This is a genomic window from Marinobacterium sp. xm-m-312 (assembly GCF_013283295.1).
Classification (GTDB): Bacteria; Pseudomonadota; Gammaproteobacteria; order Pseudomonadales; family Balneatricaceae; genus Marinobacterium_E.
Genome location: NZ_WBYS01000003.1, coordinates 213,795 through 227,268 on the forward strand (window position 1 = coordinate 213,795; position 13,474 = coordinate 227,268).

The following is a 13,474-nucleotide window of genomic DNA, read 5'->3' on the forward strand; positions in this document are numbered from 1 at the left end:
ATCTGTTTATTTAAAACGCCTATACAGGATAGTCGATGCCCGAGCGTTATACGCCCAAACAGTTCTTACCTTTCCGACCCGAAGTGATTCTAGGTGTGCTTACGCTGTTTGTCGTCTCTTTGATCTACTTGACCCTGTTTACCCGTCAACAGGCATTAGAGGAGCTGCATCAGCAGGCCTCCAGTGAGCTTGATCGTTACCGAGTGTCAGTGGAGCAGAGACTGGATCGTTTTCGTAGCTTGCCCGAACTGTTAGCCGATCATGAATTACTGGCTGATGCGGTCACTGGCGCCGAAGAGGAGCGTGTTGGGCAGGCGAATCTCTATCTGCAACGAGCCGTTGATCTGGTCAATGCATTGGATATCTATGTGATGGACAGTGCGGGCTACACCAGAGCCTCCAGCAACTGGTTTAAAGAGACCAGTTTTATTGGGCGGAACTTCTCATTTAGGCCCTATTTCACCGATGCCATGAAAGGGCAGTCGGGGCGCTATTTTGCTTTGGGCAGTACGACGAATAAACGGGGCTACTACTTCAGTCACCCGATGCACCGCAATGGTGAAATCATTGGGGTTGTCGTCGTTAAGATCGACTTGGATCAGATCGAAGAGCGCTGGAACAACCCGGCCACCGAAGTGATGGTGTCAGATGAGGATGGCGTTATCGTTATCAGTACCGAGCCAGATTGGATGTTTAAGACACTCAGCCCGCTGTCAGATGAGCAGATGAAGCGGATAGCCGAAAGTCTTCGATACGGTGATCAGCCGCTTAATTCTTTGAATATTGCTAAACGCAGTGTGGAGGATGAGCAGTTTGAGATCATTACTGTGCTGCACAATGAGAGTGACAACCCTGCAGCATCGGCCGAGCTCGACACACGACAGTATCTGCTGTTGGCGGACCAGATCTCTAACACTGGTCTGACCGTTCGCCATCTCGCCAATCTGCAAACGGTTGAAGATCGCGTATTGGTGGTGCAGTTGATTACCACGATACTGGGTGTGTTGATCGTTCTGGCCAGTCTTGTGGCCTTTCAGCGACGCCGCATTCGCATTGAGCGTCAGCGCTATACTGAGCGTGAAAGCCGAGTTCGAAAAGAGCAGGAAGCGCGCATTGAAGGCGTGATTAATAATACTCAGGTTGGCCTCTCTCTGATCGATACAGAAGGTAAGATTGAGTACTTTAATCCGGTGCTGGAGAGACTGCTGGGGTATCGCTTGGATCAGATCATCGGCAAGCCGTTTCATGAGCTACTGTCGCCGCAGGATCAGTTACTACTGAAGCGCTATATTGAGTTAGAGGTCGCAACCCGTGAACAGCATCTGAAGCTGGAGGTGGATTGCCTCAACGCTAATGGTAGCGTTATCCCGGTTGAACTGACCCTCAGTAACATGGAGCAGAGTGGCCGTTATCACCTGATTGTCACCTTGGTTGATATCACCGAACGTCGCGAGCATTTACAGGCCTTACAGCGTGCACAAAATGAGCTTGAACGTCGTGTTGCAGAGCGTACTCAGGACCTTCAGGCCGCCAACAAAAAGCTATTGTCCGAGATCGAAAATCACCAGTTAACTCAGAACGAGTTGGTACAGGCGGCTAAGTTGGCGACCATTGGTCAGATGTCAGCCGGTATAAACCACGAGTTGAATCAACCACTGACGGCAATTCGCAATTACGCCGATAACGCCTTGAAGTTTCAGACACTGAATAATGCAGAACGAGTCACGAGCAATCTGCAGCAGATTGCCAATCTGACGCAGCGAATGGCCAACATACTGCACCCCCTGAAAGAGTTCTCGCGTAAGCAAGATCCGCAACAGAGTAGTGTGTCGCTGCGTGATCTGCGCGATGGGGCTATGTCTATCCTTTACGGGCAGTTAGAGCGTCAAAATGTTGAGATCACCTGGCCCGATAACTCGGATCAAATTTGGTTGAAAGCGGATCTTCTGCGTATGGAGCAGGTGATGGTGAATCTGATCAACAACGCTGCTCAAGCGATGGAGCAGAGTGAAGATAAGCAGATTCAGGTTCGTACAGAGTTTCTCGGGGAGCAGATCGCCATCTCTGTATGCGATACCGGACCCGGTTTAAGTGATGAGGCGTTAGAGCAGATCTTTACACCATTTTTTACCACAAAAGAGCATGGGCTTGGTTTGGGGCTTGGTCTCTCTATTTCGCAGCGGATTGTCGAGTCGCTTGGTGGTATGCTTAGCGCCCACAACTTACCCGAGGGTGGCGCCGAGTTTCGTATTCTTCTAAATAGGGCTCAACCACCCAGTGCACAAGCAACTAAGGAGTCCGAGTGACAGAGTCTAGAGCTGACGAGATTCAAGTATTACTGGTAGATGATGACGCCTACATCTTGGATTCGGCTGGGCAAACGCTGGAGCTTGAAGGTTACTCTGTGGTGACCTGTGATCGTGCTGAAAAGGCGTTGGGTATCATCAGTTCAGGTTGGTCGGGGATTGTCGTCACCGATATCAACATGCCGGGTATGACCGGTTTAGAGCTACAGGCTAAGATCAAAGCCATCGATTCTGATATTCCGGTCATCATTATTACCGGTCATGGCGACATCTCTATGGCGGTAACGGCGATCCGTGATGGCGCCTACGATTTCATTGAAAAACCCTTTGCCTCTGAGCTGCTGATTGATGTCGTACGTCGTGCGATCGAAAAGCGCTCGTTAACTCTCGAAAACCGAGCGCTTAAAGAGGAACTAGCCACTCACAACGCGGCAGGCCCTCGTTTAATTGGCGCCAGTCCGCGCATTCAACAGCTGCGTAATATTGTTCGAGCGGTTGCTGATACCCCTGCGGATATTTTGATTCACGGTGAGACCGGAGCGGGTAAAGATCTGCTAGCTCGCTATATCCATGAAAACAGCAGCCGTCGCGGGGCCAACTTTGTCGCCATTAACTGTGGGGCGGTTCCTGAAAACCTAATTGAGAGTGAACTCTTTGGCCATGAGGCGGGCGCCTTTACCGACGCCAAAAATCGTCGAATTGGTAAGTTAGAGCATGCTCAAGGTGGAACACTGTTCTTAGACGAGATCGAAAGCATGTCGATCTCTTTGCAGATTAAACTGCTGCGTGTGTTGGAGGAGCGTGTCATTGAGCGTTTAGGTTCGAACGACCCTATTTCACTGGACTTAAGAGTCATCGCCGCCTCTAAAGTGGACCTGCGTGAGGCTGCCGACCAGGGCGATTTCCGAGAGGATCTCTACTATCGACTCAATGTCGTTCGAGTCGATCTACCCGCCTTACGGGAACGGCGTGAGGATATTCCACTGCTGTTTAAACACTTTGCTCTGGTCGCCTCAGGTCAGTTTGGCCGTGAAGTCGAACCGCTAACACCGGAGCAGATTCAGCAACTTGTCGCCTATGATTGGCCAGGTAACGTGCGCGAACTGCGCAATGTGGCGGAGCGTTTTGTGCTACTCGGTGAGCTCAATTGCGGGGAAGCGGGCGAGTTGGAGAGTAATCAGAACACCGTAATGAGCTTGCCTGATCGCGTTGAGTACTTTGAGAAAACGTTGATTCAAACCGAATTGGCGCGTCATGCTGGCTCAATCAAAGAGACGCTGGCGGCCTTAGGTCTACCCAGAAAAACCCTCTCTGACAAAATGCGTAAGTACGGTCTTGATAAAGCGGACTACAAATAACGCACCCGGTTGTCAGGACCAGACTATTCGTTATACTTGCCCGCTTGTTTGAATATAAGGCGACTCTCTATGTTGGGTTCAATTGCAGCTGTTTGGGGTATTGTTGGCGTTGTTGCTCTGTTGAGCAGTGCAATCTATCGCTTAGCACCTATGGCTTTGGAACTTCCGTTTGCTGAATTGAGTTTTGGCCATTGGGTGGCACTGGCTTTCTCGTTGGTCTTTATGGGCTTTGCCGAGGGATATCGCGGCTTCCAGCAAAACTTTTCACCTCGTGCCGCTGCTCGAGCGCGATACCTTCGTCACCATGTGACGCCTGCGCGTTTGGTACTCGCACCGCTCTTTTGCATGGGGTTCTTCCATACCACTAAGAAGCGCAAAATCGTCAGCTATTCACTGACCACATTTATCATTGTGTTGATCATTGTGGTGCACTCTATCCCGCAACCTTGGCGCGGCATTGTCGATGCTGGTGTCGTACTGGGTCTGACCTGGGGAACTATTTCGTTGCTGGTATACGGAATGAAAGCGCTAACTAAAGAGGTGTTCGACGTCTCACCCGAGACCCCAGAACACCACTGATGTTTTTCGGTTAACCTAGGAAGAGCTGGTAGGCTGGGTTGGTGGTCTCTTCAAACCAGGTGTAGCCCAACTCGTCTAAATACTTACGCACTTCAGAACGCTCTTTCTTAGGCACTTCCATACCCACTAAAACGCGTCCATAGGCAGCGCCGTGGTTGCGGTAGTGGAACATTGAGATATTCCAACGCCCACCCAGAGTATTTAGGAACTTCATCAACGCGCCTGGACGCTCTGGAAATTCAAAGCGGAAAAGCGCTTCGTCACCACAGGCATCAGGCTTGTGACCGCCAACCATATAGCGAATATGACTTTTTGCCACCTCGTTATCGGTAAGATCTGTCACTTCATCTAATGCGTCGTTGAGTTCGGCCAGTAACTCTTCGCGACCATCATTGTTTTTACGGATTTGCACACCGGCAAAAACCACGGCCGCATCGCTGTCGCTATAGCGGTAGTTGAACTCAGTGATGTTGCGATTCCCCAGCGTTTTACAGAACTGCTTAAAGGCACCTGGTCGCTCTGGGATTTTGGCCGCTATTAATAACTCACGTTTTTCACCGATCTCTGAACGCTCAGCAACATGACGCAGACGATCAAAGTTTACGTTGGCCCCTGAGTTGATGGCGATTAGATTTTTGCCGGTGCACTGCTCGCGCTCGACATAGCGTTTGAGGCCGGCAACCGCTAGGGCACCTGCGGGTTCTGACACCGCACGGGTATCGTCAAAGATATCTTTAATGGCCGCACAGATCTCATCCACGCTGACGGTGATCACTTCATCGACATGATCTTTACAGATTTCCCAAGTGTGCTTACCGATCTGAGCTACGGCGACACCGTCCGCAAAGATGCCAACTTGTGGCAGTGTGGCACGACGACCCTTCTCCATAGCCAGTGCAAGACACGCGGACTCATCCGATTCAACGCCAATGATCTTGGTCTCGGGACGAAGGTATTTAACGTAAGCAGCAACACCGGCAATCAAGCCGCCACCGCCGACCGGTACAAAGATCGCCTCGATGGGGCCAGTATGCTGGCGCAACATCTCCATCGCAACGGTACCCTGTCCTGCAATGACATCGGGATCATCGTAGGGCGGGATGTACGTTAAGCCTTTCTCTTGCTCCAGTTTTGCAGCATGCTGGCGCGCATCGTCAAAGGCATCACCGTGCAGAACCGCTTTTCCGCCCAAGCGACGCACGTTGGTGACTTTCACGTCTGGCGTGGTTTTGGGCATGACAATGGTCGCTTTGATACCAAGGTACTTAGCCGCATTTGCAACGCCTTGAGCATGGTTGCCGGCGGATGCAGTAATAACACCGCGCGCCTTCTCTTCATCGGTCAGCTGAGCCATACGGTTGTAGGCACCACGAATTTTGAACGAGTAGACAGGTTGTTCATCCTCACGTTTTAGTAGGACTTTGTTACCTGTGCGCTCGGACAAACCGGGTGCGTCATCCAGTGCGGTTTCGACGGCTACGTCATAAACACGCGCTTCAAGAATTTTTCGTATGTATCGCTGCATAGTGATCAAGAGCTGTTTTGCTTAAGAAATATGGATGCAAATGGTATAGACTCACTGCTATTGCGTCTAGATAGCCAGGCAAATGGCTGCTAAAACACCCAAAAATTGACTGTTTAGAGATGGATTGATGACTCAAGACGAAATGAAACAGGCTGTCGCACAAGCGGCACTGGATTATGTACTGCCAAAATTAAAAGCGGATTCGGTGATTGGTATCGGAACCGGCTCTACGGCTAACTGCTTTATTGATGCATTGGCAGCACACAAAGGTGCATTTGAATCGGCCGTGGCGAGCTCGGAAGCTTCTGCCGAGCGTCTGCGCGCACATGGCATTGAAGTGGTTGATTTGAACTCAGTCTCAGGCATTGAGGTCTACGTCGATGGCGCCGATGAGTTCGATCCACACCTAAACCTAGTCAAAGGTGGTGGTGGTGCGTTGACTCGCGAGAAGATTGTCGCAGCAGCATCCAAAGAGTTTGTCTGCATTGTCGACCAGACTAAACAGGTGGATGTATTGGGTGCTTTCCCTCTGCCGGTAGAGGTAATTCCGATGGCTCGTTCTTACGTAGCTCGCGAGTTAGCGAAGCTGGGTGTTCAGCCTGAATACCGCCAGGGCTTTGTAACCGATAATGGCAACATCATCTTGGATGTCCACGATATGGAGATCCTCAATCCAAAAGGGCTAGAGCGAGAGTTGAACGACTTGGTGGGTGTTGTCACCAATGGTCTGTTTGCGCTTCGTCCTGCAGATATTGTTCTGATGGCAACGCCAGAGGGTGTTGAGACACTGACTGTCTAAGTCGGAAAAGTACAGCCAAAAAAAAGGAGCCATTAGGCTCCTTTTTTGTTGGTTGAGTGGCTTACCACTGAACAACCTGAGTCAATGCGATGCTGACTGGCATAGTGATCCAAGCAAGAGCAACTAGGTTGATTGCGATCCAGCCCCAGCCAGAATTGTCACGGAAGTTTTCGTCGTGTGCCATGGTTTTAAACCCTCAAATTTGTTGATTTAGATCAAAATTTGAGCGAATTCTACACATCTTTGATCAAAAATAACACTACTCCAATAGTGGAATTAGCCGTAGTTTTACCCATGGGATTTAAGAATGGCATAGCACTGCTCTATCTTAAGTGGAGCACGCAGCAGACTGGCTATCGCAATAAACGCGAAACTGGCCAGTATTGGCAGAGTGAACCACAGCTCCCAGTGAGCAGAGAGCGGTATCTTCAACAAAAACTGATTCATGGCTGCCAAGGTGATCTCTGCACTGAACACAGCGAGTGAGCCACACACTAGACCCAAAAGACCAAACTCCAAGAGATCAAGCTGTTTGGTCTCAGTCGCTCTTGCCCCTAATGTCTGCAGCAGTGCCACCTCAGTTTTACGCTGTTCTAAAGCTTGGAGCAGGGTGATAGTGACCAGAATAAGGCCAGTCGCCAGTGTCATGATCAACACAAAAGCCGAGCTTTCAGCGAGTCGTTCTAACCAGCCAGCGAGCTGTTTCATCAGTTGATCGATGTCGATCAAGGTTAACGACGGGAATTCGCGAAGCAGTTCGTTCGCCTGTGCTTTGCGCTCCTCGGCCAGTTTAAAGCTAGTGATCCATGTGCCCGGATAAGATTGCAGTGCTGCTGGCGAAAAAATGACGTAGAAGTTGGGCTGGAAAGATTCCCACTTCACTTCACGCACACTGGTGATGACACCACTGACGGGTTGGCCACCGACGTCAAAGCCGAGCTTGTCACCCAGTTTAAGCCCTAGATCCTCCAGCATGTCCCGCTCGATTGAGATCTGATGCTCGCTAGAGTCTGAATCCCACCACTCACCTTGGATGATTTGGTTATGCACCGGTGGTTGCTGACGCCAGGTCAGGTTTAACTCACGGCGTAGAGAGTTATCTTTTAGTTGCTCTTCGTTGAGCTGAGGTCTAATCGGTGCATCGTTAAGGTCCACTAATCGCCCGCGTATCATGGGATAGAGTTCGGTATCAATGTCGCGATCCGCCAAAAACTGATCGACCCCTGGCTTTTGCCACTCTTGGATATTGATTAAGAAGTAGTTCGGCACGTCCTCAGGGAACTGCGCTTGCCACTCTTTGACTAAGTCCTGACGAGCCACCCAGATAACGCTTAACAGCATCAGCAACAGAACCATGACCCCCGCTTGTAATCGGTGCCATTTACGTTGCTGGCGCAAACGCATGATGAGCAAACGCCCAAGGGAAAGGCGGTTAGCTAAAAAACGCCCGAGGCTGTGCAGAATCAGTTGGGCCAACCACCCGAACAGTAGGCCGCTGATACCCAGCATGATCAGTAATACCGCAGCAGCGGCAGGCGCCGCCAAAAATAGCAGTAAGACGGCGCTTAGCAGTACCAGACTGACGAGGTAGAGCCCCCAGCTTGCTTTTTGAGTCGTGTTTGTCTGGTCGCTTCGTAGTAACTGTGCAACGGGCACCTTGGCCTGCTCCAGTGCTGGAGGCATGCCGAGTAGAAGTAGCATCGCATACCCCAACGTAGGGCCTATTAAGTAACTACTCCACTGCGCGTTAGGGAGCGCTTGTGGAAGCAGACCGGATAGCCAGATATCGGCTAGGCCAGCGAGAAGAGTGCCAGCGACACCACCAATCACCGCGATAAGGGTTGCGGCTATGCCAAGCTGCCAAAAATAGAGCCTTACTAAGGCGTTGGGTGTAAGACCCATACTTAAGAAGAGCGCGCTGCGACTCTGCTGTGCATGACCGAAGCGACGCAGTGCCAACAGAATGGTCAGTGATGCAAGCAGTAGGGTCGTCAGTGAACTCAAGCGAACATAGGAGAGACCGTTAGCGAGAGCGTTACCGGTGACCGGTTGATCATTGATCAGTGACAGTATCCGCTCGTGGTTCTCCAGCGTCGGTTTTAGACGTGCCTCGTACGTTTTAAGCTGATCATTGTCACCACTGATCAGTAGACGGAACTCGGCTCTAGAGCCAGGACCCAGTACCGCGCTCTTCTCAAGATCTTGCTGATTGACCAGAAGATGTGGGTTGAGTGTGTTGAAACCGCTGCCTCTATCGGGGGACTGCTTTAACCTGGCGGTAAGCACTAGATCGGCGTAACCGAACTGCAGGGTATCTCCAATCGACAGACCCAGTTGATCAATAATGCGCTCTTCAGCCCATGCGGTTCCCGGCTCAGGTGCCGCTACTTGCATAGGTGGATCAGTAATCACCTCTCCCCTGAGCGGGTAGGGATCAGAGATTACTTTGGCTGAGCTTAGGATGAGGTTGTCACCAGCACCGACCATGGTGGGAAATTGAATCACTCGGGTGGTGGTTAGCCCCAGCTCTTCAGCTAGGTCCGTGCGTTGTTCATTAATGGGTCGACTGGATCGAACGACTAGATCGGCCCCTAGCACTGAGGCACTCTCTCTGAGGAGGCCACTCTCTAAACGATCACTGACGATCGATAAAAAGCTGGTCAGTGTCACAGCGAGTAGAGCCGCAAGGATTAATACTCGCCACTCAATGGTCCGCAGTTGGACCCACAGCTGACGCCTTGCAATACGGGGGATGGCAGAACTCATGATAGCTCCTCGATAGCCCCATTACTCAGTTGAATTCGACGCTGACAGCGTTTTGCTAGCTCAAGGTCGTGAGTGATCAATATCAGCGTTGTGCCCTGTTGCTCGTTTAATGAGAAGAGCTGTTCAACGATTTGCTGCCCCGTCGCTTCATCGAGGTTGCCGGTAGGCTCATCGGCAAAGAGCAGGGCAGGGTTACCTGCAAAAGCACGCGCTATCGCCACGCGTTGCTGCTCGCCACCGGAGAGTTGTGAAGGATAGTGATCAGTTCGATCACCCAGCCCGACGTTTTGTAGCCATTCCGACGCTGTTGCCTCCGCGTTTTGCTGCTGGCGAATCTCAAGGGGTAGTGCGACGTTGTCCTGTGCTGTTAGCTCGGGCAGTAGGTGAAAGGATTGGAAAATAAAGGCAATTTTATCGGCTCTGAGTTTTGCTCGTTCTGCATCCGACAGTGACTCTAAAGGCTTACCTTCAAATTCGACTGTCCCAGAGGTGGCCGTATCCAACCCCGCAAGCAGACTGAGTAGCGTCGATTTACCGGCGCCAGATTTACCGATGATCGCTATCGTCTCCCCGGCATTAATGGTTAGGTTGAGATTGACGAACAGATCCAGTGTTCCGCTTCCGGTCTTAAACTGTTTTCCCAGCTGTTTTGCTTCAAGTAGAACGGAGCGGCAAGTCATGGTGTCCTCTTAATGATCCAATAGTCTTCTAATACCCTTACGACTATTATTAATTTTGGGTTTGTTACGTCGCTTTTAAAGGTTCGAGGTCGTTTTGTTAAAGAATTTTATACTGCACTTATTCATCGTTTTTGGGTTAGCGCTGCCGGTTAAGGCAGCGGATATTATGGTGTTGGGAGATAGCCTCTCGGCCGGTTATGGATTAACCCCGGGTGAAGGTTGGGTAGAGTTAATGGAACAGCGTTTGGAAGGTTCCGGTCTGACGTTATTAAATGCCAGTGTCAGTGGTGAAACCACAGCCGGGGGGCTGGCGCGACTTCCCGATCTGTTAGAGCTACACGAACCTAAATGGGTCCTGCTTGAGTTAGGAGCCAATGACGGTTTACGCGGTACCCCTCTGAATATTATTCAAACCAATCTTGAAGCATTGGCCAATAAGATTACAGAGTCAGGTGCAAAGCTGATTGTGATTGGTATTCAGCTACCGCCCAACTATGGTCCACGATACACCCGCGCTTTTTTTAATCTATTCCCTCAGCTAGCTGATGCATTTGATGCGCCACTCGTGCCTTTCTTATTAGAGGGCGTGGCGACCGATTGGGATCTGATGCAGTCAGACGGCTTACACCCTAAAGCGGTAGCCCAGCCGATCATTCTTAAGACCGTGATGAGCGTTGTGGGACCGGAAATAGGCGTGCAGTAGACAATAAAAAAGAGAGCCGAAGCTCTCTTTTCAATGACGGGCTACTGATTAAGTCGCTAGGTTTGCGTTAGCAAAGTCCCAGTTCACAAGTGACCAGTAACCGTTTAGGTAATCTGGACGTACGTTGCGGTAATCGATGTAGTAAGCGTGTTCCCAAAGGTCAACAGTTAGGATCGCAGTCTGACCGTTAGTCATTGGCGTGCCTGCGTTGCTAGTGTTAACGATCTCTAGAGAACCGTCAGCGTTTTTAACCAACCAAGTCCATGAAGAACCGAAGTTGTTAACCGCTTTGTCGTTTAGCTCTTCTTTGAACTTGTCGAAAGAGCCCCACTGAGCGTTGATCGCGTCAGCAATAGCGCCTGTTGGCTCACCGCCACCGTTTGGTGATAGGCAGTTCCAGTAGAAGGTGTGGTTCCATACCTGTGCTGCGTTGTTGAATACGCCGCCAGCTGGTGCCGTTTTGATGATCTCTTCTAGAGATTTACCTTCAAACTCAGTACCTGGTACTAGGCCGTTTAGCTTAACCACGTAAGTGTTGTGGTGTTTGCCGTGGTGGAATTCTAGAGTTTCAGCAGAGATGTGTGGTTCTAGTGCATCTTTTGCGTATGGCAGTGCTGGAAGTTCAAAGCTCATTTTATGCTCCAATCATTTCAGTTAGTCAGGGCATAAAAACCCTGGCGGTAAGTTAGTGGATGCGATCATATCACCTTTCGCCCGACTATTAATGGCACAAAAAGTAATGTCTTTAGATCACTCGGTTGTTTCGTATCTGCAACTAAAGATAGCTGAAATTATGTTCACCTCTGATTACAATGCGGCCATCTTGATCATTTACAAGGCTTAAAGCATGTCAAAGGTTCTGTTGTGGATCGCCGTTGTTATGGGCGCCATCTACATTGTTCGTGTTAACTACTTTGGATCCAAAACCTACGAACCGTTTATGAACGGTTGTCTGGTGTCAGGTGCCTCTGAAGCGCGCTGCAGCTGTCTAACCGATTATGTCCACGAGCGCTTTGACGACTTGGAAGTCGGTCGCATTCTGCGTAGTGATCGGTCTGATGCTGGTTTTTCTGAGCGCGTGGATCGCGTTATTGCAGCTGGTACGTTGGCCTGTAAGTCTGCGGATCAGTAACTACTGCTCGGCAAGCCATTGCTTGACCAGAAACAGTGCGGCAATGGCTCGGCCTTCATGAAAATCACTCTGCATCGCCAGTGTCTCGATATCCGCCAGTGGGTATTTCACAACTTCCAGAGGCTCTGGCTCATCCCCCTCTAAGCGACTCTCATAAAGATCTTGTGCCACAACCAGCGTCAGTGAGTTGCCCATGTAGTTGGGCACCGCGCTCATATTCCGGATAACCTGAAGTTGATTGGCAGCAAAACCCGCCTCCTCTTGAAGCTCACGATTGGCTGCCTGTAGTGCATCTTCGCCAGGATCGATCACCCCTTTGGGTAGTGTTAAGACATAATCATCAAAGCCGGTCGCATACTCTCGAATCAGAACGATGTTCTGTTGGGCATCGATGGCAAGCACCATGACGGCGCCTCGGCCCTTGGATGCCAGGCGTTCAAATCGACGCTCCTCACCATTGCTGAAGCGAAGGTCGACCTGCTCGACATGAAACAGCGCACTCTTCTCTGGCTTAGTGACCTTCAAAATTTCCGGTTTGATCGGCATACTGGTATCCAAATAACGTTTCCTAGAGTGTTCCCCGATTATGCTTCAATGGCAAGAGATAGACACCGTCTTCTTAGATATGGACGGCACCCTGTTGGATCTTCACTTCGATTCACACTTCTGGCTTGAGTTTCTGCCTGCTCGTTACGCAGAGATTCACCAAATCGATGTTGAAGAGGCTAAGAAATATATCCTGTCGAACATTATGGAGGAGCAGGGGACATTAAACTGGTACTGCTTTGACTACTGGAGCGAACGCTTTCAGCTTCCGATTGCTGAGTTAAAACATGAGGTGGCCGATAAGATTGGCTATCGCCACTCTGTGCCCGAGTTTCTTGCTTGGCTCAAACAGAGTGGCCGACGTGTGCTGATTGTCACCAATTCGCACCGTGCAGGGGTTGATTTAAAGTTCTCTCGTACCAATTTAGCGGATGAGGTACAGGGTGTGATCAGTTCACACGACTATGGCTATCCGAAAGAGTCGCAAGCCTTTTGGGAGACTCTTATGAAGCATGAGCCCTTCGACCCTGAGCGTACATTGATGGTGGATGACAGTCTACCGGTTCTGCAGTCCGCACATGATTTCGGCATCAAGCATCTGCTAACGATTGATCAGCCTGATCTGCAGATGCCCCCACGCGACATGAGTGATTGTGATTTTATGTCGATCAATGATTTTAATGAGGTAATGGTAAACGAATGAGTAGCGGTATCCGTCTAGATAAGTGGCTTTGGGCTGCCCGGTTCTACAAGACCCGAGGCATTGCCAAAGAGATGATTGAAGGCGGTAAGGTGCACTACAACGGGCAAAGAGCAAAGTGCAGTAAAGCGGTTGAGATTGGTGCCAAGCTTAAGATTCGTCAGGGCTACGACGAGAAAGAGATCGAGATCGTTGCACTCTCTGATCAACGTCGTGGCGCGCCAGAAGCTCAAAAACTCTACGTTGAGACTCAAGCCAGTATCAATAAGCGCGAAGAGAACGCAGCGATGCGTAAGCAGTTGGGCTCAGGGCCTGATGCACGACCGGATAAAAAGAGCCGTCGTGAGTTGTTGCGGGTTAAAGGTTATTTACGAGATTGA

The 13,474-nt window shown here is 50.4% G+C and carries 14 protein-coding genes; 8 read left to right on the forward strand and 6 right to left on the reverse strand.

The features are described from left to right. Window positions 1-35: 35 nt before the first annotated feature. From XMM312_RS05290 to XMM312_RS05300, 3 genes are all read left to right on the forward strand, one after another. A complete protein-coding gene (locus XMM312_RS05290) occupies window positions 36-2,306 on the forward strand; it encodes an ATP-binding protein (protein ID WP_173488787.1) in 2,271 nt (756 codons plus the stop codon). After that, complete coding sequence (locus tag XMM312_RS05295) at window positions 2,303-3,664, forward strand: sigma-54 dependent transcriptional regulator (RefSeq protein ID WP_173488788.1); 1,362 nt, start codon at window positions 2,303-2,305, stop codon at window positions 3,662-3,664. Before XMM312_RS05290 ends, XMM312_RS05295 begins: the two co-directional genes overlap by 4 nt. Before the next feature lie 69 nt (window positions 3,665-3,733). Beyond that, on the forward strand, window positions 3,734-4,243 hold the full coding sequence (locus XMM312_RS05300) for a hypothetical protein (protein WP_173481737.1): 510 nt from the start codon (window positions 3,734-3,736) through the stop codon (window positions 4,241-4,243). Window positions 4,244-4,253: 10 nt separating this feature from the next. Here XMM312_RS05300 and ilvA read toward each other — a convergent pair whose 3' ends face one another. Next, entirely contained in the window at window positions 4,254-5,768 is a 1,515-nt protein-coding gene (gene ilvA, locus XMM312_RS05305) for a threonine ammonia-lyase, biosynthetic (RefSeq protein ID WP_173481738.1), read from the reverse strand. A gap of 127 nt (window positions 5,769-5,895) precedes the next feature. On the opposite strand from ilvA, the gene rpiA reads away from it, so the two are divergent. After that, on the forward strand, window positions 5,896-6,567 hold the full coding sequence (gene rpiA, locus XMM312_RS05310; RefSeq protein ID WP_173488789.1) for a ribose-5-phosphate isomerase RpiA: 672 nt from the start codon (window positions 5,896-5,898) through the stop codon (window positions 6,565-6,567). A gap of 61 nt (window positions 6,568-6,628) precedes the next feature. Here the strand turns inward: rpiA and XMM312_RS11605 are convergent, their stop codons facing one another. From XMM312_RS11605 to XMM312_RS05320, 3 genes are all read right to left on the reverse strand, one after another. Then, window positions 6,629-6,751 (reverse strand): hypothetical protein, encoded by a 123-nt coding sequence (locus XMM312_RS11605; RefSeq protein WP_256368476.1) that lies wholly within the window; start codon window positions 6,749-6,751, stop codon window positions 6,629-6,631. A gap of 104 nt (window positions 6,752-6,855) precedes the next feature. Further along, window positions 6,856-9,333 (reverse strand): ABC transporter permease, encoded by a 2,478-nt coding sequence (locus XMM312_RS05315; RefSeq protein ID WP_173488790.1) that lies wholly within the window; start codon window positions 9,331-9,333, stop codon window positions 6,856-6,858. Continuing rightward, window positions 9,330-10,013 carry an ABC transporter ATP-binding protein gene (locus XMM312_RS05320; RefSeq protein WP_173488791.1) on the reverse strand — a complete coding sequence of 228 codons (684 nt, stop codon included), beginning with the start codon at window positions 10,011-10,013 and terminating at the stop codon, window positions 9,330-9,332. Before XMM312_RS05320 ends, XMM312_RS05315 begins: the two co-directional genes overlap by 4 nt. A gap of 94 nt (window positions 10,014-10,107) precedes the next feature. On the opposite strand from XMM312_RS05320, the gene XMM312_RS05325 reads away from it, so the two are divergent. Further along, on the forward strand, window positions 10,108-10,716 hold the full coding sequence (locus XMM312_RS05325; protein ID WP_254442853.1) for an arylesterase: 609 nt from the start codon (window positions 10,108-10,110) through the stop codon (window positions 10,714-10,716). A 48-nt stretch (window positions 10,717-10,764) separates the two neighbouring features. On the opposite strand, the gene XMM312_RS05330 is transcribed toward XMM312_RS05325, so the two are convergent. Continuing rightward, window positions 10,765-11,349, reverse strand: a complete 585-nt coding sequence (locus XMM312_RS05330) for a superoxide dismutase (protein WP_173488792.1) — start codon at window positions 11,347-11,349, stop codon at window positions 10,765-10,767. A 214-nt stretch (window positions 11,350-11,563) separates the two neighbouring features. Between XMM312_RS05330 and XMM312_RS05335 the strand changes: the two genes are divergently transcribed. Then, window positions 11,564-11,848 (forward strand): hypothetical protein, encoded by a 285-nt coding sequence (locus XMM312_RS05335; protein WP_173481743.1) that lies wholly within the window; start codon window positions 11,564-11,566, stop codon window positions 11,846-11,848. Here XMM312_RS05335 and nudE read toward each other — a convergent pair whose 3' ends face one another. Next, complete coding sequence (gene nudE / locus XMM312_RS05340) at window positions 11,849-12,394, reverse strand: ADP compounds hydrolase NudE (protein WP_173481744.1); 546 nt, start codon at window positions 12,392-12,394, stop codon at window positions 11,849-11,851. 40 nt (window positions 12,395-12,434) lie between these two features. Here nudE and yrfG point away from each other — a divergent pair, with 40 nt between their 5' ends. Together yrfG and hslR are read left to right on the forward strand one after the other, a co-directional pair. Next, on the forward strand, window positions 12,435-13,097 hold the full coding sequence (yrfG, locus tag XMM312_RS05345; RefSeq protein ID WP_173481745.1) for a GMP/IMP nucleotidase: 663 nt from the start codon (window positions 12,435-12,437) through the stop codon (window positions 13,095-13,097). Next, window positions 13,094-13,474: a ribosome-associated heat shock protein Hsp15 gene (hslR, locus tag XMM312_RS05350; protein ID WP_173481746.1), complete on the forward strand. Its 381-nt coding sequence runs from the start codon at window positions 13,094-13,096 to the stop codon at window positions 13,472-13,474. Before yrfG ends, hslR begins: the two co-directional genes overlap by 4 nt.

What these genes read in the sequence shown, in the direction of transcription:
- XMM312_RS05290 (WP_173488787.1), top strand. Translation starts at nt 36, where the DNA reads ATGCCCGAGCGTTATACGCCCAAACAGTTCTTACCTTTCCGACCCGAA.
- XMM312_RS05300 (WP_173481737.1), top strand. Translation starts at nt 3,734, where the DNA reads ATGTTGGGTTCAATTGCAGCTGTTTGGGGTATTGTTGGCGTTGTTGCT.
- nudE (WP_173481744.1), bottom strand. Translation starts at nt 12,394, where the DNA reads ATGCCGATCAAACCGGAAATTTTGAAGGTCACTAAGCCAGAGAAGAGT.
- yrfG (WP_173481745.1), top strand. Translation starts at nt 12,435, where the DNA reads ATGCTTCAATGGCAAGAGATAGACACCGTCTTCTTAGATATGGACGGC.
- XMM312_RS11605 (WP_256368476.1), bottom strand. Translation starts at nt 6,751, where the DNA reads ATGGCACACGACGAAAACTTCCGTGACAATTCTGGCTGGGGCTGGATC.
- ilvA (WP_173481738.1), bottom strand. Translation starts at nt 5,768, where the DNA reads ATGCAGCGATACATACGAAAAATTCTTGAAGCGCGTGTTTATGACGTA.
- rpiA (WP_173488789.1), top strand. Translation starts at nt 5,896, where the DNA reads ATGACTCAAGACGAAATGAAACAGGCTGTCGCACAAGCGGCACTGGAT.
- XMM312_RS05335 (WP_173481743.1), top strand. Translation starts at nt 11,564, where the DNA reads ATGTCAAAGGTTCTGTTGTGGATCGCCGTTGTTATGGGCGCCATCTAC.
- XMM312_RS05315 (WP_173488790.1), bottom strand. Translation starts at nt 9,333, where the DNA reads ATGAGTTCTGCCATCCCCCGTATTGCAAGGCGTCAGCTGTGGGTCCAA.
- hslR (WP_173481746.1), top strand. Translation starts at nt 13,094, where the DNA reads ATGAGTAGCGGTATCCGTCTAGATAAGTGGCTTTGGGCTGCCCGGTTC.
- XMM312_RS05320 (WP_173488791.1), bottom strand. Translation starts at nt 10,013, where the DNA reads ATGACTTGCCGCTCCGTTCTACTTGAAGCAAAACAGCTGGGAAAACAG.
- XMM312_RS05330 (WP_173488792.1), bottom strand. Translation starts at nt 11,349, where the DNA reads ATGAGCTTTGAACTTCCAGCACTGCCATACGCAAAAGATGCACTAGAA.